Genomic DNA, 20,109 nt, shown 5'->3' with positions numbered 1-20,109 from the left:
TGAACTCCTTACGAGTCAGGGGGAGACGGCGGCCGCGATCGCCGCGGTGGCGGCGAGGACGTCCGACGTGGTGAGGGTGAGGACCGGTCGGCCGTGTTCGGCGAGGACACTCGCGTCACCGGCCGCCTGGGCCTGGAGGAGCTGCCCGAACGTGAACGGCCGACCCGGGATCGCCAGGTCCTCGGCTTCGTCGGCCACGATCTGCAGGAACACTCCCGTTGCGGGGCCGCCCTTGTGGTACTGGCCGGTCGAGTGCAGGAACCGCGGGCCGTACCCGAAGGTGACAGGGCGTTCCGTGCGCGCCGCGATCGCGTCGCGCAGCGACTCGAGGCCGCTGTTCGCGGTGCGGTCGACGTACGCCTGCACCGACACGTAGCCGGTCGGGTCGAGTGCGGACACCAGGCCCGACACGGCTTCCGAGAGCGTCGCACCGATGGCGAGTCCGGGCGTCGCGCGGACGGCGATGCCGTCCTCGGAGAACGCCGGCTCGGCCGCTGCGGGGCGGTCGTCGAGCAGTGCGCGCGTCGCGACCTTGGCGGCCTCGACGTCGGGCTGGTCGAACGGGTTGATGCCGAGCAGGCGACCGGCGACCGCGACGGCGTACTCCCAGACGAGGATCTGGCCGCCGAGCGTGCCGGTGATCTCGACCTCGCCCTCGGCCACGTGACGCTCGTCCTCGCGCGAACCGACCAGGCGGATGACCTGGACGTCGGGCAGGCCGGCGGTGACCTCGGGGGAGTCCGCGTGCAGCACGACGGGCAGCAGGCCGCGGCCGTCCTTGCCGGTCGACTCCGCGATCAGCTGTTCGACCCAGTCGCCGAAACCGACGATGTGCGTGCCGTCGGGCACGATGGCGATCTTGTCGCGCAGCGGCTCGGTGCCGGCGAGGACCGCACCGAGCACGAGCCCGGGGTTCTCGTCCAGGTCGACCGAGAGCAGCGCGGAGATGGCGTCGGCTTCGTCGAGGAGCTCGGCGATGTCCGCTCCGGCGAGACCGGACGGCACGAGGCCGAAGGCGGTGAGCGCGGAGTAGCGGCCGCCGACGGTCGGGTCGGCAGTGAAGACGCGGTACCCGGCGTCGGTCGCGGCTGCCTCGAGCGCGGAGCCCGGGTCGGTGACGACGACGATGCGGCCGGCCGGGTCGATGCCGGCGTCGCGGAACGCCTGCTCGTAGACCCGGCGCTGCGAATCGGTCTCGAGCGTCGAACCGGACTTCGACGAGACGACGAGCACGGTGCGCTCGAGGTCGGTCGTCACGGCGGCGTGGACCTGCGCGGGATCGGTCGAGTCGAGGACCGTGAGGGGGACACCGGCCGTGCGCGTGATGACCTCGGGTGCGAGCGACGAGCCGCCCATGCCGGCGAGGACGACATGGTCGACCCCTTCGGCACGGAGCGACTCGCGCAGCGCGGTCACCTCGGCGACGAGCGGGCGGGAGACCGAGACGGCCTCCACCCAACCGAGGCGCTTCGACGCCTCGGCCTCGGCGGTGGCTCCCCACAGATCGGCGTCCTGGGCGGTGATGCCCGAGGCCACCAGGTCAGCGACGAGCCGCGGGACCACCTGTTCGATGGCCCGCGCGGCGTCGCCGCTGGCTGCGATGGAAACCGTCACTACTTGGCGCCCTCGAGCGCTGCCTTGACGGTGTCGACGAGCTCGCCCCAGGAGACGTTGAACTTGTCCACGCCCTCCTTCTCGAGCAGCGCGACGACCTCGTCGTAGTCGACACCCTGCGCGGCGAGCTGGTCGAGGACCTGCTGCGCCTGGTCGAAGGTGCCGGCGATGGCGTCGCCGTGGATCTCACCGTGGTCGAACGTGGCGTCGAGCGTCTTGCCCGGCATCGTGTTGACGGTGTTCGGGGCGGCGAGCTCGGTCACGTAGAGCGTGTCGGGGAGCGACGGGTCCTTGACACCGGTCGAGGCCCAGAGCGGACGCTGCGTGTTGGCACCGGACTCGAGCAGGCCCAGGGCGCGCTCGGAGGCGAACGCCTCGGTCCAGACCTGGTAGGCGAGCTGCGCGTTGGCGATGCCGGCCTTCGACTTCAGGGCCTTGGCCTCGTCGGTGCCGACGGCGTCCAGGCGCTTGTCGATCTCGGAGTCGACGCGCGACACGAAGAACGACGCGACCGAGTGGATCTTGGAGAGGTCGTGGCCGGCGGCCTTGGCCTTCTCGAGCCCACCGAGGTAGGCGTCGATGACGGCGCGGTAGCGCTCGAGCGAGAAGATCAGCGTGACGTTGACGGAGATGCCCGCGCCGATGACCTCGGTGATCGCCTCGAGACCCTCGAGCGTCGCCGGGATCTTGATGAGGACGTTCTCCTTGCCGACCTTCTCGAACAGGAACTTGGCCTGCTCGATGGTCTTGGCGGTGTCGTGCGCCAGACCCGGCTCGACCTCGATCGAGACGCGGCCGTCGAAGCCCTTGGTCTCGTCGTAGATCGGCTTGAAGACGTCGGATGCGTTCGCGACGTCCTGCGTGGTGATCGCGAAGATCGCGTCGGTCACGTCGGTGCCCGCAGCGGCGAGCTCCTTGACCTGCGCGTCGTAGCGCTCGCCCTTGGCGAGGGCCGACGCGAAGATCGTCGGGTTCGTCGTCACACCGACGACGTTCTTCTGCTCGATGAGCTCGGTGAGCTTGCCGGTCTCGAGGAGCTCGCGGGAGAGGTCGTCGAGCCAGATGCTCACGCCGACCGCGGAGAGGGCGGCGGTGGGGGTGTTCTCAGCCATGTGTTTCTCTTCTTCTTTCATCGACGGGTCCGTGAGGACCGTGAGTCGGGGTTTCGGGGACGGGAGGCCCGTGGCGGAACCGAGCCGGGCCTCCCGGAAGAAGGGCCGGATCCGGAAACCGGACCCGGCCCTTGCAGGTCAGGAAGCTGCGATCGATTCCTTCGCGGCGGCCACGACGTGCTCCGTCGTGAAGCCGAACTCCTTGAAGAGCGTCTGGTAGTCGGCCGAGGCACCGAAGTGCTCGATCGAGACGCTGCGGCCCTTGTCGCCGACGATGTCGCGCCAGCTCATGGCGATGCCGGCCTCGACCGACACGCGAGCGGTGACGTCCTTCGGGAGCACCTGGTCCTGGTAGTTCTCGGACTGGGCGCGGAACCACTCGATCGACGGGGCGCTCACGACGCGGGCGTTGATGCCCTCGGCCTTGAGCTGCTCGCGAGCCTCGACCGCGATCTGGACCTCGGAACCGGTCGCGATGAGGATGACGTCCGGGGTGCCGTTGGGCGCCTCGGCCAGGACGTAGGCACCCTTGGCGACGTTCTTCGCCGAAGCGAAGACCTCGCCCGAGGCGTCGCCCTCGCCACGCTCGAACACCGGCAGGTTCTGACGGCTCAGCGCGATGCCGGCCGGGCGGTCGGTGTGCTTGAGCATCTCGAGCCACGCGTACGCGACCTCGTTGGCGTCGGCCGGACGGACGACGTCGAGACCCGGGATCGCACGCAGCGACGAGACCTGCTCGATCGGCTGGTGCGTCGGGCCGTCCTCGCCGAGGGCGACGGAGTCGTGGGTCCAGACGTAGATCGCCGGCGCCTGCATGAGCGCGGCGAGACGGACCGCCGGACGCATGTAGTCGCTGAAGATGAGGAACGTGCCGCCGAAGGGGCGGGTGTTCCCGTGCAGGACGATGCCGTTGAGGATCGAGCCCATGGCGTGCTCGCGGATGCCGAAGTGCAGCACGCGGCCGTACGGGTCGGTGCTCCACGTCGAGGTCGAGGCCTCGGCCGGACCGAAGGACTTGGCACCCTCGATCGTGGTGAGGTTCGACTCGGCGAGGTCGGCCGAACCGCCCCAGAACTCGGGCATCAGCGGCGCGATGGCGTTGATGACCTTGCCGGAAGCGGCACGGGTCGAGACGGCCTTGTCCGCCGGGAAGACCGGGAGCGCTGCTTCGAGGCCCTCCGGGAGCTCCTTCGACTGGACGCGGTCGAACAGTGCCTTCTTGTCGGCGTTGGCTGCGGCCCACGCGTCGAAGGACTTCTGCCACTCGGCGTGCTCGGCCTGGCCCTTGGCGACGGCGCCGCGGGTGTACTCGAGGACCTCGGGAGCGACCTCGAAGGTCTTGTCGGTGTCGAAACCGAGGATCTCCTTGAGGCCCTTGATCTCGTCGGCGCCGAGCGCTGAACCGTGGATCTTGCCCGAGTTCTGCTTGGTCGGCGACGGCCAGCCGATGATCGTCTTGAGGACGATGAGCGACGGCTTGTCGGTGACCTGCTTGGCGGCCTCGATCGCGGCGTGGAGCTCCTCGGCGTCCTCGGAGTACTCGCCGTTCTTCTTCCAGTCGACGATCTGGACGTGCCAGCCGAGCGCCTCGTAGCGCTCGGGGACGCTCTCGGAGAACGCGATGTCGGTGTTGTCCTCGATCGAGATCTGGTTCGAGTCGTAGAACGCGATGAGGTTGCCGAGCTGCTGGCGACCGGCGAGCGAACCCGCTTCGTTGGTCACGCCCTCCTGCATGTCACCGTCGCCGGCGATCACGTAGGTGAAGTGGTCGAACGGCGACTGGCCGGCCGGGGTCTCCGGGTCGAACAGGCCGCGCTCGAAGCGCTGGGCGTAGGCGAAGCCGACCGAGGACGCGAGGCCCTGGCCGAGCGGGCCCGTGGTGATCTCGACACCGTCGGTGTGGCCGTACTCCGGGTGACCCGGGGTCTTCGAGCCCCACTTGCGCAGGTGCTGCAGGTCCTCGAGCTCGAGCCCGTAGCCGTGCAGGTAGAACTGCACGTACTGGAGGATCGAGGCGTGACCGGCGGAGAGGATGAAGCGGTCGCGGCCGATCCAGGTGGCGTCGCTGGGGTCGCGACGCATCACCTTCTGGAAGAGCAGGTGGGCGAGCGGAGCAAGGCTCATCGCGGTGCCGGGGTGACCGTTGCCGGCGGCCTCGACCGAGTCGGCGGCGAGAACGCGGGCCGTGTCGACGGCCTTCCGGTCGATGGCGTCCCAGGTGAATTCAGCCACTTGGATGTTGACCCTTCTTGATGCGACATGTGCGAGGGCTCGTGCCATCGCACGGACATGTGGCCATCCCGGGGCCGAGTCGTGTCGCCGTCTAGCGGCGGCCGACCGGCTCATCGCGGCCGACGTCATCGGGGCGCGCACTGCGGGAGGGCGTGTCCAGCATAGTGACCCGGTACTCAGAAGGGGTTCAGGTGACCCCCGATGTTCACACCGGGGTGGCCGACGACGGTCGATCCGGGCGTGTCGAACGCGTCCGGATCACGCCGGGATGTCGGAGCGGGGCACCGTTGCGGCGCTTCCATCCCGTAAACTGATCGGGACCCGTGGACATTCCGGGTCAGCGCATGCCCGGACGCCGCCGCAGTCGTCCACCGAGTGTGCGAGCTGATGCGAACAGACTGAGGTTCCCTTGCCGACTGCCACCGTGACCCGGCCCGACACCGATCGACCCCGATCGCCGCTGTCCCGCAAGGTCCGTGCGTACGTCTCGTTGACGAAGCCGCGCGTGATGGAGCTGCTGCTCGTCACCACGGCCCCGACGATGTTCCTCGCCGAGCGCGGCGTCCCCGACCTGTGGCTCGTCTTCTGGACGATGCTCGGCGGAGCGATGTCGGCCGGTTCGGCGTCGGCCTTCAACTGCTACATCGACCGCGATATCGACCGGCTCATGAAGCGGACGAGCACCCGGCCGCTGGTCACCGGCGAACTCTCCGACCGTGAAGCCCTCGTGTTCTCGTGGATCCTCGGCGTCCTCTCGACGGCGGTGCTCGGCTTCCTGGTGAACTGGCTCGCGGCGGCGCTCAGCGTCATCGCGATCCTGATCTACGTGTTCGTCTACACGCTGTGGCTCAAGCGCCGCACGCCGCAGAACATCGTCTGGGGTGGCTCGGCCGGCTGCATGCCCGTGCTCATCGGCTGGGCGGGTGTCACCGGATCGCTGACCTGGACCCCCGTCATCCTGTTCATGGTGATCTTCCTCTGGACGCCGCCGCACTACTGGCCGCTGTCGATGAAGTACCGGGACGACTACGACGCCGCCGACGTGCCGATGCTCGCCGTCGTACGTGGTCGGACCGTCGTCGGCCTGCAGGTCGTCCTGTACGCCTGGGCGACCCTCGTCTGCTCGCTCCTGCTCATCCCCGTCGGGCACATGGGTCCGCTGTACACGGTGGTCGCGCTGGCCGGTGGCATCTGGTTCGTCGTCGAGTCGCACCGCCTGTACTCGCGGGCGATCCAGCACGTCGAGCACGTGCATCCGATGCGGGTCTTCCACAGCTCGATCACGTACCTGACGCTGCTCTTCATCGCGGTGGGCATCGACCCGCTGCTGCCGCAGGTCTTCACCTTCTAGGGCGGTCGCGCCGGCGCCGCCGCAGGCGCGTGCTCGGTCCGCAGGACGCCGTCGTGTCCGGTTGACGCCGTCGTATTGGCAAGACGCCGTCGTGTCCGCAGGACGCCGCCACCCCGACGAGACGCCGCCGAATCCGGCGGCGTCTCGCGCGTTCGGCGGCGTCTCGGCAGGACACCGGCGTCTTGTGCTCGGCACGCGGCGGCCTGGAGGCGCGGTGCGGGCCCGCCACGGGCCTCCCGTCCGGCGCGCGGCGCGTCTGCCGCGGCGCGGACGCGACTGGCTGGGGAGCACACGTAATGCGGGCTCGGTCCGACGGGGTGTCCGGCCGACCACCACAAACGCGACACCCCACGAGTCGAACGACTCGTGGGGTGTCGGAGAACGGGTGTCGAGCGCGCGACGCGCCCGGGCGTCAGGCGACGATGGGCTCCCGGACGGCGTCGCGACCGGCCGATGCCCGCGTGGACAGCACCACGGCGGTGACGGCGCCCACGAGGAGCCCGGCGAGCACCATGTGCGTGCCGACGAGCCCGACGGGCAGACCGGTGCGTGCCTGCGTGAGGCCGACCGCGATCTGCAGGAACTCGACGACGAGCAGCAGCAACGGCCACTTGCTCGGCCTGCCCAGGCGGACGGCTCCGATGACGAGCACCAGGGTGAGCGCGAAGAGGGCGTACGCCGGCCAGGCGTGCACGTGCTCCATGACCGCGGGGTCGAACCCGGTGCGGTGCAGGCGTCCGCCGTCGACCGCTTCGTCAGCGCCGGCGTGCGGGCCGCTGCCGGTGGTCAGGATGCCGACGAGCACGGTCACGACGACGGCGGCGACGGTGCCGCGGACGACGCCGGTGTACCAGCCGGGGACGAGCCGCTCGGTCGTGCGGGGGCCGTGCACGGTGCGGTAGACCAGGGCAGCGGTCACCGAGGTGAGCGCGGCGGAGACGACGAAGTGCAGTCCGACCACGAAGGGGTTCAGGTTCGTCCACACGCTCATGCCGCCGATCACGGCCTGCACCGGGATCGCGACGCCCTGAGCGAACGCCAACCAGAACAGTTCCGGCCGCGTGCGGAGCATCCGGACGACCGCCAGGAACATCGCGACGGCCACGATCACGAGCACGAAGGTCAGCAGACGGTTGCCGAACTCGATGATGCCGTGGACGCCCATCTCCGGCGTGGAGACCAGCGAATCCGCCGTGCACTTGGGCCAGGTGGGGCATCCGAGGCCCGACGCGGTGAGGCGGACCAGGCCGCCTGTGCCGATCAGCACGACCTCGACCACGAAGGACGCCCAGGCCAGTGCGACGACGCGGCGGTCGACCGCACGGGGGAGCGACCACCACCGTCCGGTCCGGAGATCCTGCTCGACGGGGGATCCGACGCGTGTCACGAGGGTGGTGCCTTCCTGTTGTTCCGTGCAGTGAACCTGTAGGATTCGAGGGTTCAGCAGCAGTCAAGTCTAGGCAGGCGCCGGCTCCGAATGGGCCGAGATCGCCGATCACTCCACGGACTGCGTGGAACCATAGTCGTTGCGAGGGAGCAGCACCGGGTCCGCATGTCAGCGGTCCACGGTGGAATGGCGTCCAGACGCCACGGGTTGACACCTGTAACGCTGTCCCGCGAGAAGGAAACGAGGAGACCATGTCCGACGTGCTCATCGACCGTCCCGAGCTCGAAGGGCTCGGCCAATACGAGTTCGGCTGGTCCGACTCCGACTCGGCAGGGTCCTCCGCCCGTCGTGGGATCTCGGAAGAGGTCGTCACCGACATCTCGAACCTCAAGGACGAGCCCGAGTGGATGCTGAAGAACCGCCTCAAGGGGCTGTCGCTCTTCGGCCGCAAGCCGATGCCGACGTGGGGTGCCGACCTGACGGGCATCGACTTCGACAACATCAAGTACTTCGTGCGCTCCACCGAGAAGCAGGCGCAGTCGTGGGAAGACCTCCCCGAGGACATCCGTGCGACCTACGAGAAGCTCGGCATCCCCGAGGCCGAGCGCCAGCGCCTGGTCGCCGGCGTCGCCGCGCAGTACGAGTCCGAGGTCGTGTACCACCAGATCCGCGAGGACCTGGAGCAGCAGGGCGTCATCTTCATGGACACCGACACGGCGCTCCGTGAGCACCCGGAGCTGTTCGAGGAGTACTTCGGCACCGTGATCCCGGCCGGCGACAACAAGTTCGCCGCGCTGAACACGGCCGTCTGGTCCGGTGGGTCGTTCGTCTACGTCCCCAAGGGCGTCCACGTCGAGATCCCGCTGCAGGCCTACTTCCGGATCAACACCGAGAACATGGGTCAGTTCGAGCGGACGCTGATCATCGCGGACGAGGACTCGTACGTCCACTACATCGAGGGCTGCACCGCTCCGATCTACAAGTCCGACTCGCTGCACTCGGCCGTCGTCGAGATCATCGTGAAGAAGAACGCCCGCGTTCGCTACACGACGATCCAGAACTGGTCGAACAACGTCTACAACCTCGTCACGAAGCGTGCGATCGCGCACGAAGGCGCGACGATGGAGTGGATCGACGGCAACATCGGCTCCAAGGTCACGATGAAGTACCCGTCGATCTACCTCGCCGGGGAGCACGCCAAGGGCGAGACGCTCTCCGTGGCCTTCGCGGGCCCCGGCCAGCACCAGGACGCCGGCGCGAAGATGATCCACATGGCGCCGTACACGACGTCCTCGATCGTCTCCAAGTCGATCGCCCGTGGCGGCGGTCGTGCCGGGTACCGCGGCGAGGTCCGGGTCGACCCGGGCGCGCACCACGCGGCCAACACCGTGCGCTGTGACGCCCTGCTCGTCGACACGATCAGCCGGAGCGACACGTACCCGGCGATCGACATCCGTGTCGACGACGTGCAGCTGGGGCACGAGGCCACGGTCTCGCGTGTCAGCGAGGAGCAGCTCTTCTACCTCATGTCCCGCGGCATGGCCGAGGACGAGGCGATGGCGATGATCGTCCGTGGTTTCATCGAGCCGATCGCCCGCGAGCTCCCGATGGAGTACGCACTCGAACTCAACAAGCTCATCGAGATGAGCATGGAAGGATCCGTCGGCTAGATGTCCAGCACCACCCCTCCCCACATCGACCAGCCGATCGAGCCCGCTGCCGCAGCGCAGGGCGGCACCCAGCACGGCGCCGGAGCCCACTCCGACGGCGGCTGGGACGCCCCCGACAAGAAGGTGCCGGTCCAGACCCGCTCCGAGCGGTTCCAGTCCGGCGACGTCGAGGCGTTCCCGAAGGTCACCGGCCGAGAGGTCAACTGGAAGTTCGCGCCGCTGACCAAGCTCCAGCCGCTGCTGGACGGCCCGCTCGACGGATCCGCCTACCCGTACCTCGCCCGCCAGTCCGAGGGCGCCGACGTCGAGTGGGGTCGCAGCGACGACCCCCGCGTCGGCACCGCCGGCCTGCCCGAAGACCGCGCGGCGGCCGCGGCCTGGAGCGCCCGTGACGCGGTCCTGGCGATCACGATCAAGGCCACCGAAGCGCACGAGTTCATCACGGTGACCCGCTCCGACTTCGGGTCGCAGCCCCGCGCCGCGCACACGGTCATCACGGCCGAGCCGAACGCGCAGGGCATCGTCGTGCTCGACAACCGCGGCAGCGCCCTGCTGAGCGAGAACATCGAGATCGTCGCGCAGCAGAACGCACGACTGACCGTCGTCAGCCTGCAGGACTGGGACGACGACGCGGTGCACGTGTCGACGCACTTCGCCGAGGTCGGGCGCGATGCCTTCCTCAAGCACGTCGTGGTCTCGCTCGGCGGCGACGTCATCCGGGTCAACCCCTCGACGCACCTCGGTGCGCAGGGTGCCGACACCGAGATGTACGGCGTGTACTTCGCCGACGCCGGCCAGTACATCGAGCAGCAGGTCTACGTGAACCACGACGCGCCGAACACGCGCGGTCGGGTCAACTACAAGGGTGCGCTGCAGGGCCAGGGCGCGCACACCGTCTGGATCGGTGACGTCCTGATCGGTCGCGCCGGTGACGGGACCGACTCGTACGAGCAGAACCGCAACCTCGTGCTGACGGACGGCACCCGTGCCGACAGCATCCCGAACCTCGAGATCGAGACGGGCAACATCGAGGGTGCCGGTCACGCGAGTGCCACCGGTCGCTTCGACGACGAGCAGCTGTTCTACCTGCAGTCCCGCGGAGTCCCGGAAGAAGAAGCGCGGCGTCTCGTCGTGCTCGGCTTCCTGGTCGAGGTGATCCAGAAGATCGGTGCGCCCGAGCTCGAGGAACGCCTCATCGCCGCGGTCGAGCAGGAACTCGCCGAGGGCCGTTCGGTCATCGCGGCACCGGCCGAGTCCGGCGCCGAGCCGGCCGCCGCGCCGCAGGCACCCGCACCGCAGACCGCCGCTCCGCAGGCCAACGCCTGATGGCCGAGAAGGTCTGCGCCGAAGCCGACATCGCGGTGGACAGCCCGATGCGGGTGGTCGTCGGTGGCACGGCGGTCGCGATCGTGAAGGACTCGTCCGGCACGGTCCACGCCATCGGCGACACCTGCACGCACGGCGACATCTCGCTGGCCGAGGGCTTCGTCGAGGGTGACTCGCTGGAGTGCTGGGCCCACGGGTCCCGCTTCTCGCTGACCACCGGCAAGCCGCAGAACTTCCCGGCCTACGAGCCCGTCCCGGTCTTCCGGGTCGAGGTCCGCGACGGCGACGTCTACGTCGACGTCCAGGACGTCGTCCCGGTCGACTGAGCACCCCAACACTTCCCGCGGCTGACGCCGCACCACAGCTGCAACCGAAGGAACGCAATGTCCACTCTGGAAATCCGTGACCTCAAGGTCTCGATCGACACCGACCAGGGCACCAAGGAGATCCTGAAGGGTGTCGACCTCACCATCAACGAGGGCGAGATCCACGCGATCATGGGGCCGAACGGCTCCGGTAAGTCCACGCTGGCGTACACGATCGCCGGCCACCCCCGGTACAACGTCGTCGGTGGCACGATCACCCTCGACGGCGAGGACGTCCTCGCGATGAGCGTCGACGAGCGTGCCCGTGCCGGCATGTTCCTGGCGATGCAGTACCCGGTCGAGATCCCCGGCGTCACGGTGTCGAACTTCCTCCGCACCGCCAAGACGGCGATCGACGGTGAGGCCCCGGCCCTGCGCGGCTGGATCAAGGAACTCCGTCAGTCGATGGCCGACCTGAAGATGGACTCGTCGTTCGCCGAGCGCAACGTCAACGAGGGCTTCTCCGGTGGCGAGAAGAAGCGCCACGAGATCATGCAGCTCGAGCTCCTCAAGCCGAAGTTCGCCGTCCTCGACGAGACCGACTCCGGCCTCGATGTCGACGCGCTGAAGATCGTCTCCGAGGGCGTCAACCGTGCCAAGGCCGCGACCGGCCTCGGTGTACTGCTCATCACGCACTACACGCGCATCCTCCGCTACATCAAGCCGGACTTCGTGCACGTGTTCGTCGCCGGCAAGATCGCGGAGCAGGGCGGCCCCGAGCTGGCCGACCGCCTCGAGAACGAGGGCTACGACCGCTACGTGCAGGCCGCCGCCGAGGCGCAGGCCTGATGATCGCCGCACTCGCTCCCGACAAGTTCGACGAGGTCGTCGAGGGCCTGAAGGAGGTCCAGGACCCGGAGCTCGGCGTGAACATCGTCGACCTCGGCCTGATCTACGACCTCGCCTGGGACGACGACGCCAACGCCCTCGTCATCAGCATGACGCTCACCAGCGCCGGCTGCCCCCTGACCGACGTCATCGAGGGTGACACCGCGAACGCGCTCGACGGCATCGTGGACGCCTTCCGGATCAACTGGGTCTGGATGCCGCCGTGGGGTCCGGAACGGATCACCGACGATGGACGCGAGATGATGCGCGCCCTCGGGTTCGCGATCTAGGCGCGACCCACAACGGACGGGAGGCGCGGTGCCAGCTGGCACCGCGCCTCCCGTCCGTTTGTGCGCACGCCACGCGCGGGGCGCGCCGCCGAGTGGTCGCAACCGCCCGCTCACGTTCGCCGAGTGGTCGCGTTCGGTCGGCTGACCCCGCTCCAGGCGACGGAACGTGACCACTCGGCATCCGGGCAGTGGGGAGTCGTGACCGCACTGACAGCCCGGCGCCGCGGCCGCCTGCCTGCCCGCCCACGCGCTGCGGACGCAGAACGGCCCCACACCGATCGGTGCGGGGCCGTTCTCGTGCGAGGGGTCAGCGGCGGCCGACGGCCTTCCACGCGAGCGGCAGGATGCCGGCGGCGATGAGGGCCTTGGCGACGCCACCGATGATGAACGGGTACAGGCCGGCGGCGAGCACCGACTGGACGTCGTTCGGGGCGCCGAGCTGGCCGAGCGCCACGGCGAGGTACGGCAGGCCGGTCACGAACGGGATCGCGCTCGCGAGCAGCATCGCGACCGCGGCACGACCGACGTTGCGGTCCCAGTTGCGGCGGGCGAGCCAGCCGACGAGCCCGGCGGCCGGGATGAAGCCGATGACGTACCCGAAGCTCGGCAGGGCCAGGGCCTGCAGGCCGCCCTGCAGGTCGGCGAAGAACGGGGCACCCGCGAGTCCGGCGACGGCGTAGACGAGCAGCGAGAGCATGCCGCGACGTGCGCCGAGCGTCGCGCCGACGAGCACGACGGCCAGCGTCTGCCCGGTGACCGGGACCGGCCACATCGGGACCTCGAGCTGCGCCATCGCGGCGGTGAACAGGGCTCCGCCGGCGACGAGGGCGGCGTCGGTGGCCAGCCCGTGCGTGCGCAGACGGTCGGCGAGGACTGCGCGGGGAGCGAACCCGGTGGCGTTCGTCATGGATTCTCCTAGAATGGACTGCTGGTTCCGTTCGGAACCATCGGTCCCGTCAGCGTAGCGGTGCACCTCACGCACACACCGTTGTGCAAACCCACCAACTGATTGGACGTCCACTGTGCTTGCCGTGCACGAACTCGAGATCCGCGTCGGAGCTCGTCTCCTCATGGAAGAAGTGTCCTTCCGTGTCGAGAAGGGCGACAAGATCGGACTCGTCGGCCGCAACGGCGCGGGGAAGACGACGATGACCAAGGCCCTCGCGGGCGAGACGCAGCCGAACGGCGGCACGATCGACCGCGGCGGGGAGATCGGCTACCTGCCGCAGGACCCCCGCTCCGGCGACCCGGAGGAGACCGCGCGGAAGCGCATCCTCGACGCCCGCGGGCTCGGTGAGCTCGTGGAGGGCATCCGCCTCGCCACGCTCGACATGGCGAGCGACGACGCGGCCGTTGCCGAGAAGGCGATGCGGCGCTACAGCCGTCTCGACGACCAGTTCAACGCGCTCGGTGGCTACGCGGCCGAGGCCGAGGCCGCCTCGATCGCGTCGAACCTGAAGCTGCCGGACCGCATCCTCGACCAGCAGCTCAAGACGCTCTCGGGTGGTCAGCGACGGCGCATCGAGCTCGCCCGCATCCTGTTCTCGGACGCCGAGACGATGATCCTCGACGAGCCGACCAACCACCTCGACGCCGACTCCGTCGTGTGGCTCCGCGAGCACCTGAAGACCTACCCCGGCGGCGTCATCATCATCTCCCACGACGTCGAGCTCGTCGAAGAGGTCGTGAACCGCGTCTTCTACCTGGACGCAAACCGCCAGACCATCGACATCTACAACATGGGCTGGAAGCTCTACCAGCGGCAGCGCGTCGCCGACGAGGAGCGCCGTCGCAAGGAGCGCGCGGGTGCCGAGAAGAAGGCCGCCACGCTCAAGGACCAGGCCGCTCGGTTCGGTGCGAAGGCCTCGAAGGCCGCCGCCGCGCACCAGATGGTCGCGCGTGCCGACAAGCTGCTCGCCGGCCTCGAGGACGAGCGCGTCGCCGACCGCGTGGCGAAGATCCGTTTCCCCACGCCGGCGCCGTGCGGTCGTACGCCGCTGATGGCCGAGGGGCTGTCGAAGTCCTACGGCTCGCTGGAGATCTTCGCCGGTGTCGACCTGGCGATCGACCGCGGCTCCCGCGTGGTCATCCTCGGCTTCAACGGTGCGGGCAAGACGACGCTGCTGCGCATCCTCGCGGGTGCCGACCAGCCCGACACCGGTGAGATCCAGCCAGGCCACGGTCTGCGCATCGGCTACTACGCGCAGGAACACGAGAACATCGACATCAACCGCACGGTGATCGAGAACATGGTGTCTGCGTCGACGGACCTCAACGAGACCGAGGCCCGTCGGGTGCTCGGGTCGTTCCTGTTCACCGGCGACGACGGCTACAAGAAGGCCGGCGTCCTGTCCGGTGGTGAGAAGACGCGTCTGTCGCTCGCGATGATCGTCGTCTCGGGGGCGAACGTCCTGCTGCTCGACGAACCGACGAACAACCTGGACCCGGCGTCACGCGAGGAGATCCTCAACGCCCTGGCCGGCTTCGAGGGCGCGGTCGTCCTGGTGTCCCACGACGCCGGCGCGGTCGAGGCGCTCAACCCCGAGCGCGTGCTGCTGCTGCCGGACGGCACCGAGGACCACTGGAACAAGGACTACGCGGAGCTCATCGAACTCGCGTAGCCGCTTGCGAGACGCCGTCGTGTCCACACGACGCCGCTGAGCCGTCGAGGCGCCGCCGGACACGGCGGCGCCTCGCCGACGTGGGGGCGTGTCGCGATGACGACGGCGTCTTGCGCACCGGCCTCGGAGTCGGCCGGGCGAGGCCCGTGCGCACGGTGCCGCGTTCGCGGGCCGGTGCGGTGTTGCGTGGTGGGTGCGCGCTTGTGGCGGCGCACGGTGCGCGGAAGCGCGCACGGGGTTGCGAGGTGCGCACGGTGCGGTCTGGAGGCGCGGTGCTGGTCGTGTGTCGCGCCTCCCGTGCGCACGGTGCCGCGTTCGCGGTCCGGTGCGGTGTTGCGTGGTGGGTGCGCGCTTGTGGTGCTGCACGGTGCGGGGAAGCGCGCACGGGGTTGCGAGGTGCGCACGGTGCGGTCTGGAGGCGCGGTGCTGGTCGTGTGTCGCGCCTCCCGTGCGCACGGTGCCGCGTTCGCGGTCCGGTGCGGTGTTGTGTGCTGGGTGCGCGCTTGTGGCGGCGCACGGTGCGCGGAAGCGCGCACGGGGTTGCGAGGTGCGCACGGTGCGCTGACGCGCACACACGCGCACACACGCCAGCGCGTCAGCGACGGGACGCGATGAGCTCGTCCTCGATCTCGGCGTCTGTCTTCGGCTTGAGGTTCTTGCGGCGTTCGCGCTCGAGGGCACGCTCGCGCTCCTCGGGGTCGTCCTGGTTGAGGTTCCGGTACTCCTGCACCATCACGTACGCCAGGAACCCGAAGCCCCCGGCGGCGAACAGGAACCACTGGATGAAGTAACTCAGGTGCAGCCCGGTGTCGGCGTTCGGGCGATCCCAGCCGAGCGGGCGGGCCTCGGTCGGGGCGGGGGACTCCGAGGCGAGCTGCCCGTACGCACCGGTCCAGATGGGGTCGTCGACCTTGTTCGCCACGTCGGCCAGGGTGACCGACTGCACCTGGTCGGTGTCCTTCGGGTCGGAGCGGCCGGGGATGCGGGGTTCGCTCTGCTGCAGCCGGACGACGGCGGTGACCTCGCCGGACGGGGGAGCGGGAACGTGGTCGGGGGCGTCCTGCGCGTTGCCGGTCGGGACCCAGCCGCGGTCGACGATGAAGGCGCGGCCCTCGGACGTGACGAGCGGGGTGAGGACCTCGAACCCGGGCTGCCCGTTGTGCACGCGGTTGCGGACGAGCAGCTGGGAGTCGACGTCGTACCGGCCGGTGACGGAGACCCGGAGCCACTCCTGCTCGTCCTGCCAGCTCGACGCCCTCGGCAGCGCCCGGTCGAGGGGGACGGGAGTGTGGTCGTAGTTCTGCGCGACCTGCTCGTTCTGCCGGACCGCTTCGTTGCGGCGGTCCCACTGCCACATGCCGAACAGCGTGCAGACGATGGCGAAGGCGACGGCGATCGCGAAGTAGCCGAGCCAGCGGCGGCTCCGGACGAAGCGCCAGCCGACGAAGGGCTCGTCGGAGCGGCTGATCGAACCCGAGTCCGAGCCCGACCCCGAGTCCGAGCCAAAGCCGGAGCTCGATCCAGCGGCGGCACGCTGCAGCTTGGCGGCGTGCTTGCGGCCGTACCGGGACTGCGGGTCGAAGCCGTCGGTCATCGCGAGGTGCCGGTGGCGCGCACCCCGACGTCGTTCTTCGGCGCCGCCACCGGGTCGCGCTCGTCGTCGAGGCGGTCGACGTCCTCGTGCATGCCGGTGACGCGCACCGGGAACGAGCGGGACCGCAGGTAGTCGGCCAGGAAGTCACGGTGCTCGTCGCACGCCGCCCAGATCTTCACGCGGTCGATCGCGTGGATGCGGGGGTTGCGCCAGTTCACGCGCCAGCCGGCCGTCGAGGTGCAACCCGCTCGCGAGCACACCGGGGTCGATCCGGGCTCGGTCTGCAGGTCGAACGTCGCACCCATCAGCGGGGCCCCCACATCTTCGATCGGTCGCCGTTGCGCTGCCACTCGTCCTGGGCGTGCTGCGCCTGCTGGCGGAGGCGGTCCTGTTCGTCGCGGTAGGCCTGGGCCCGTGCATCCTCCTGCTGTTCGCGGAGGCGCGGGTCGACGGCGTCGTACAGCTCGATGGACCCGGCGGGGGAGATCATGTCGCTCTCGGTCCGGCTGCCGGCGTTCGCGATGACGACGGCGACCCAGGGGATCACCGCGGCGAGGACGATCGGGATGACGGCAAGCCACGAGTGCCAGGTCGAGTACACGAGCACGGCGGAGATGAAGAGGACCACTCGGATGGCCATCTGCCAGACGTAGCGGGACAGGCGGTGCGCCCGGTCCTGCTCCGGTGTGTCCGGCAGCGAGGTGATGCTCGTGTGCGTGCTCTTCATACAGATGGTCTCCGTCTACCCGTGGTCAAGCCTAATCCCGCCGGGCCGATCATGGGTGCGCCGCGCGCGAACCGGCAGGGTGGTCGGCTCCGGTACGCTCGTCCGGGCGTGTCCGCCGGGTCCCCGGCACCGCGTGCCGAGCAGAACCCACCGAACGGAGCGACCATGAGCACCCCCCGTACCGTCCTCATCACCGGCGGCAACCGCGGCATCGGCCGCGCGCTGGCCGAGCGGTTCGTCGCAGCCGGCCACCGGGTCGCCGTGACGTCGCGCAGCGGTCAGGGTGGTCCCGAGGGCGCGCTGACGGTGCAGGCCGACATCACCGACACGGCCTCCGTCGACGCCGCGTTCACGCAGGTCGAGGCCGAGTTCGGTCCGATCGAGGTCCTCGTCGCGAACGCCGGCATCACGAACGACCAGCTGCTCCTCCGCATGTCCGAGGACGACTTCACCAGCGTCGTCGACACGAACCTCACCGGCACCTTCCGCGTCGTCAAGCGCGCCACGAAGGGCATGATGAAGGCCAAGTTCGGGCGCATCGTGCTGATGTCGAGCGTCGTGGGTGCCTACGGCCAGATCGGCCAGGTCAACTACGCGTCCTCGAAGGCCGCCCTGGTCGGCATGGCCCGCTCGATCACCCGTGAACTCGGTTCGCGTGGCATCACCGCCAACGTCGTCGCGCCCGGCTTCATCCAGACCGACATGACCGCCGCGCTCTCCGACGAGCTGCAGGCCGAGTTCAAGAAGGCGATCCCGGCCGCCCGCTACGGCACGGTCGACGACGTCGCCGACGCCACGCTGTTCCTGGCGAGCGACGGCGCCGGGTACGTCTCCGGTGCGATCATCCCCGTCGACGGCGGCCTCGGGATGGGGCACTAGCCACCACCTGCGCGCCGTTTCGTGCCCAGCGACCGTCCACGGGTGCTCGCGCGCCTGACGTGTCGCTGAGCGCGAAGACCAGCCGGTCCGCTCAGCCGCGCAGGCCGAGCGTCGCGAGCACGGCGGACAGGTCACGGTCGACGACCGCGACGTCCGCCTGCTCCCGCACGCGCGGCTTCGCGTCGAACGCGACCGACAGCGCCGCGACCCGCATCATCTCGAGGTCGTTCGCGCCGTCCCCGATCGCGATCGTCCGTGCCGGGTCGACACCGTCGGCGTCCGCCCACTCGCGGAGCGCGACGGCCTTCGCGTGCGCGTCGACGACGTCGCCGAGCACGCGGCCGGTCAGTACGCCGCCGCTGACCTCGAGCCGGTTCGCCCGGCAGTGGTCGAGGCCGAGCTGCTCGGCGAAGGGGTCGAGGACCTCGTGGAACCCGCCCGACACCACGCCGACGGTGCCGCCGGCGGCGTGCACGCCGCGGACGAGCTGGTCGGCGCCCCGCGTCACACGGACCGCCTGCTGCGCGCGGACGAAGACGTCCGCCTGGAGGCCCGCCAGGGTCGCGACACGCTCCCGGAGGCTCTCGGCGAAGTCGAGTTCCCCGCGCATGGCGCGCTCCGTGATCGCCGCCACCTGTGGCCGGGTCCCGGCGCTGTCGGCGAGCAGTTCGATCACCTCGTCCTCGAGGAGGGTGGAATCGGCATCGAGGACGACGAGGAAGCGGGGCACGCACCAACGGTACCGACTGGCGGAGGCACGGCCGCGTCGGGGACGCGAGCCGTGCCTCAAGACCGTCCGTTCGGGGCTGCGCCCCGGGTGCGTCGTCACGCGTCGACGCGGACGCCCTTGCCCACCACGGTGATGCCGGACGCGGTGACGGTGAAGCCGCGTGCCTCGTCGGCCTCGCGGTCGACGCCGACCTGCGCACCCGGTGCGAGGACGACGTCCTTGTCGAGGATGGCGCGGTGTACGATCGCGCCGGCGCCGATGGTGGCGCGCTCGAACACGATCGAGTCGAGGACCTTCGCACCGGAGTCGATCGAGCACCACGGCCCGATCATGCTGCGCTCGACCTGGGCACCCGACACCAGGCAGCCGAGCGACACGAGCGAGTCGACCGTGGAGCCGGTGTTGCCGTTCGCGTCGCGGACGAACTTCGCCGGCGGCAGGTTCGTCTGCTGGTTGAAGATCGGCCAGTCCTGGTTGTACAGGTTGAAGACCGGGACCGGGGCGATGAGGTCCATGTGGGCGTCGAAGAACGAGTCGATCGTGCCCACGTCGCGCCAGTAGTACTTGTCGCGGTCGGTGGACCCGGGGACCTCGTTGCGCTGCAGGTCGTACACGCCGGCGTCGCCGCGGTTGACGAAGTCGGGCACGATGTCGCCGCCCATGTCGTGCGCGGAGGTCTCGAGCTGGCCGTCGCGCAGGACCGCGTCGACCAGGGCGTCCGCGTTGAACACGTAGTTGCCCATCGAGGCCAGGATCTCGCCGGGGGAGTCGGCCAGGCCGATCGCGTCCTTCGGCTTCTCGAGGAACGCGTCGATCTTGGTCGGGTCGTCCTCGGCCACCTGGATCACGCCGAACTGGTCGGCGAGGCCGATCGGCTGGCGGATCGCCGCCACGGTGACACTGCGGCCGGAGGCGATGTGCGCCTCGACCATCTGGTGGAAGTCCATCCGGTACACGTGGTCCGCGCCGACGACGACCACGATGTCGGGGCGTTCGTCGCGGAGCAGGTTGAGCGACTGCAGGATCGCGTCGGCCGACCCGGCGAACCAGCGCTTGCCGAGCCGCTGCTGCGCGGGGACCGACGCGACGTAGGAGCTGAGCAGCCCCTCCATCCGCCAGGTCTCCGCGACGTGTCGGTCGAGACTGTGCGACTTGTACTGGGTCAGGACCACGATCTTGTTGAGACCGGAGTTCACCAGGTTCGACAGTGCGAAGTCGATGAGACGGAAGTTGCCGCCGAACGGGACGGCGGGCTTCGCGCGATCGGCGGTGAGCGGCATGAGTCGTTTGCCTTCGCCACCGGCGAGCACGATGCCGAAGACCTTCTTTGGAGCCATGCCGCTCACAGTAGGCGTCAGCACTGGGAACCGGTTACCTTGAACC

Annotated in this window: 18 protein-coding genes; 8 read left to right on the top strand and 10 right to left on the bottom strand. The window is 69.6% G+C overall.

Going from position 1 to position 20,109, the window contains the following annotated elements:
* Positions 1-15 precede the first annotated feature (15 nt).
* From ACL00U_RS09310 to tkt, 3 genes are all read right to left on the bottom strand, one after another.
* Entirely contained in the window at positions 16-1,614 is a 1,599-nt protein-coding gene (locus ACL00U_RS09310; RefSeq protein ID WP_017887261.1) for a hypothetical protein, read from the bottom strand.
* Positions 1,614-2,726 (bottom strand): transaldolase, encoded by a 1,113-nt coding sequence (gene tal, locus ACL00U_RS09305; RefSeq protein ID WP_017887262.1) that lies wholly within the window; start codon positions 2,724-2,726, stop codon positions 1,614-1,616. The genes ACL00U_RS09310 and tal overlap by 1 nt, the downstream gene beginning before the upstream one ends.
* 138 nt (positions 2,727-2,864) lie before the next feature.
* A complete protein-coding gene (tkt, locus tag ACL00U_RS09300) occupies positions 2,865-4,958 on the bottom strand; it encodes a transketolase (protein WP_017887263.1) in 2,094 nt (697 codons plus the stop codon).
* A 424-nt stretch (positions 4,959-5,382) separates the two neighbouring features.
* On the opposite strand from tkt, the gene ACL00U_RS09295 reads away from it, so the two are divergent.
* Complete coding sequence (locus ACL00U_RS09295) at positions 5,383-6,309, top strand: heme o synthase (RefSeq protein ID WP_017887264.1); 927 nt, start codon at positions 5,383-5,385, stop codon at positions 6,307-6,309.
* Between the two features lie 412 nt (positions 6,310-6,721).
* On the opposite strand, the gene ACL00U_RS09290 is transcribed toward ACL00U_RS09295, so the two are convergent.
* Positions 6,722-7,696 (bottom strand): COX15/CtaA family protein, encoded by a 975-nt coding sequence (locus ACL00U_RS09290; protein ID WP_017887265.1) that lies wholly within the window; start codon positions 7,694-7,696, stop codon positions 6,722-6,724.
* Positions 7,697-7,947: 251 nt separating this feature from the next.
* On the opposite strand from ACL00U_RS09290, the gene sufB reads away from it, so the two are divergent.
* From sufB to ACL00U_RS09265, 5 genes are read left to right on the top strand one after another with little or no spacing between them, the layout of a single operon-like run.
* Complete coding sequence (sufB, locus tag ACL00U_RS09285; protein WP_017887266.1) at positions 7,948-9,366, top strand: Fe-S cluster assembly protein SufB; 1,419 nt, start codon at positions 7,948-7,950, stop codon at positions 9,364-9,366.
* Positions 9,367-10,692: a Fe-S cluster assembly protein SufD gene (sufD, locus tag ACL00U_RS09280; protein WP_017887267.1), complete on the top strand. Its 1,326-nt coding sequence runs from the start codon at positions 9,367-9,369 to the stop codon at positions 10,690-10,692.
* A complete protein-coding gene (locus ACL00U_RS09275) occupies positions 10,692-11,018 on the top strand; it encodes a non-heme iron oxygenase ferredoxin subunit (RefSeq protein WP_017887268.1) in 327 nt (108 codons plus the stop codon). The genes sufD and ACL00U_RS09275 overlap by 1 nt, the downstream gene beginning before the upstream one ends.
* Positions 11,019-11,075: 57 nt before the next feature.
* Positions 11,076-11,846 carry a Fe-S cluster assembly ATPase SufC gene (sufC, locus tag ACL00U_RS09270; protein ID WP_110864537.1) on the top strand — a complete coding sequence of 257 codons (771 nt, stop codon included), beginning with the start codon at positions 11,076-11,078 and terminating at the stop codon, positions 11,844-11,846.
* A complete protein-coding gene (locus ACL00U_RS09265) occupies positions 11,846-12,175 on the top strand; it encodes a metal-sulfur cluster assembly factor (protein ID WP_017887270.1) in 330 nt (109 codons plus the stop codon). Before sufC ends, ACL00U_RS09265 begins: the two co-directional genes overlap by 1 nt.
* Before the next feature lie 307 nt (positions 12,176-12,482).
* On the opposite strand, the gene ACL00U_RS09260 is transcribed toward ACL00U_RS09265, so the two are convergent.
* Complete coding sequence (locus ACL00U_RS09260) at positions 12,483-13,082, bottom strand: biotin transporter BioY (protein ID WP_412873322.1); 600 nt, start codon at positions 13,080-13,082, stop codon at positions 12,483-12,485.
* Positions 13,083-13,197: 115 nt separating this feature from the next.
* Here ACL00U_RS09260 and ACL00U_RS09255 point away from each other — a divergent pair, with 115 nt between their 5' ends.
* Positions 13,198-14,796, top strand: coding sequence for an ABC-F family ATP-binding cassette domain-containing protein (locus ACL00U_RS09255; RefSeq protein ID WP_031259783.1), 1,599 nt, complete (start codon positions 13,198-13,200; stop codon positions 14,794-14,796).
* Positions 14,797-15,391: 595 nt separating this feature from the next.
* Here ACL00U_RS09255 and ACL00U_RS09250 read toward each other — a convergent pair.
* Genes ACL00U_RS09250 through ACL00U_RS09240 form a run of 3 tightly spaced genes read right to left on the bottom strand, consistent with a single transcriptional unit; the run spans position 15,392 to position 17,117 of the window.
* Entirely contained in the window at positions 15,392-16,390 is a 999-nt protein-coding gene (locus ACL00U_RS09250) for an SURF1 family protein (RefSeq protein ID WP_159558059.1), read from the bottom strand.
* The gene (locus ACL00U_RS09245) at positions 16,387-16,695 is read right to left on the bottom strand and encodes a hypothetical protein (RefSeq protein WP_081612300.1); all 309 of its coding nucleotides are present in this window, start codon (positions 16,693-16,695) and stop codon (positions 16,387-16,389) included. Before ACL00U_RS09245 ends, ACL00U_RS09250 begins: the two co-directional genes overlap by 4 nt.
* Positions 16,695-17,117: a DUF3099 domain-containing protein gene (locus tag ACL00U_RS09240; protein ID WP_052481935.1), complete on the bottom strand. Its 423-nt coding sequence runs from the start codon at positions 17,115-17,117 to the stop codon at positions 16,695-16,697. The genes ACL00U_RS09245 and ACL00U_RS09240 overlap by 1 nt, the downstream gene beginning before the upstream one ends.
* 165 nt (positions 17,118-17,282) lie before the next feature.
* Here ACL00U_RS09240 and fabG point away from each other — a divergent pair, with 165 nt between their 5' ends.
* Positions 17,283-17,996 carry a 3-oxoacyl-ACP reductase FabG gene (gene fabG / locus ACL00U_RS09235; RefSeq protein WP_031259788.1) on the top strand — a complete coding sequence of 238 codons (714 nt, stop codon included), beginning with the start codon at positions 17,283-17,285 and terminating at the stop codon, positions 17,994-17,996.
* Between the two features lie 91 nt (positions 17,997-18,087).
* On the opposite strand, the gene serB is transcribed toward fabG, so the two are convergent.
* Positions 18,088-18,726 (bottom strand): phosphoserine phosphatase SerB, encoded by a 639-nt coding sequence (gene serB / locus ACL00U_RS09230; RefSeq protein WP_017887276.1) that lies wholly within the window; start codon positions 18,724-18,726, stop codon positions 18,088-18,090.
* A gap of 95 nt (positions 18,727-18,821) precedes the next feature.
* Positions 18,822-20,063 carry a glucose-1-phosphate adenylyltransferase gene (locus tag ACL00U_RS09225; RefSeq protein ID WP_412873321.1) on the bottom strand — a complete coding sequence of 414 codons (1,242 nt, stop codon included), beginning with the start codon at positions 20,061-20,063 and terminating at the stop codon, positions 18,822-18,824.
* Positions 20,064-20,109 lie beyond the last annotated feature (46 nt).

Origin of the sequence: Curtobacterium poinsettiae (assembly GCF_047226435.1) — a bacterium.
GTDB lineage: Bacteria > Actinomycetota > Actinomycetes > Actinomycetales > Microbacteriaceae > Curtobacterium > Curtobacterium poinsettiae.
The sequence above is the reverse complement of the archived record's forward strand: the minus strand, read 5'-3'. Positions and strand labels throughout refer to the sequence as shown.

Bases quoted from the DNA above. Each gene is read 5' to 3' on its own strand.
- sufD (WP_017887267.1), top strand. From the start codon at position 9,367: ATGTCCAGCACCACCCCTCCCCACATCGACCAGCCGATCGAGCCCGCT.
- ACL00U_RS09265 (WP_017887270.1), top strand. From the start codon at position 11,846: ATGATCGCCGCACTCGCTCCCGACAAGTTCGACGAGGTCGTCGAGGGC.
- ACL00U_RS09250 (WP_159558059.1), bottom strand. From the start codon at position 16,390: ATGACCGACGGCTTCGACCCGCAGTCCCGGTACGGCCGCAAGCACGCC.
- ACL00U_RS09240 (WP_052481935.1), bottom strand. From the start codon at position 17,117: ATGAAGAGCACGCACACGAGCATCACCTCGCTGCCGGACACACCGGAG.
- fabG (WP_031259788.1), top strand. From the start codon at position 17,283: ATGAGCACCCCCCGTACCGTCCTCATCACCGGCGGCAACCGCGGCATC.
- ACL00U_RS09260 (WP_412873322.1), bottom strand. From the start codon at position 13,082: ATGACGAACGCCACCGGGTTCGCTCCCCGCGCAGTCCTCGCCGACCGT.
- tal (WP_017887262.1), bottom strand. From the start codon at position 2,726: ATGGCTGAGAACACCCCCACCGCCGCCCTCTCCGCGGTCGGCGTGAGC.
- ACL00U_RS09225 (WP_412873321.1), bottom strand. From the start codon at position 20,063: ATGGCTCCAAAGAAGGTCTTCGGCATCGTGCTCGCCGGTGGCGAAGGC.
- ACL00U_RS09245 (WP_081612300.1), bottom strand. From the start codon at position 16,695: ATGGGTGCGACGTTCGACCTGCAGACCGAGCCCGGATCGACCCCGGTG.
- sufB (WP_017887266.1), top strand. From the start codon at position 7,948: ATGTCCGACGTGCTCATCGACCGTCCCGAGCTCGAAGGGCTCGGCCAA.
- sufC (WP_110864537.1), top strand. From the start codon at position 11,076: ATGTCCACTCTGGAAATCCGTGACCTCAAGGTCTCGATCGACACCGAC.
- ACL00U_RS09275 (WP_017887268.1), top strand. From the start codon at position 10,692: ATGGCCGAGAAGGTCTGCGCCGAAGCCGACATCGCGGTGGACAGCCCG.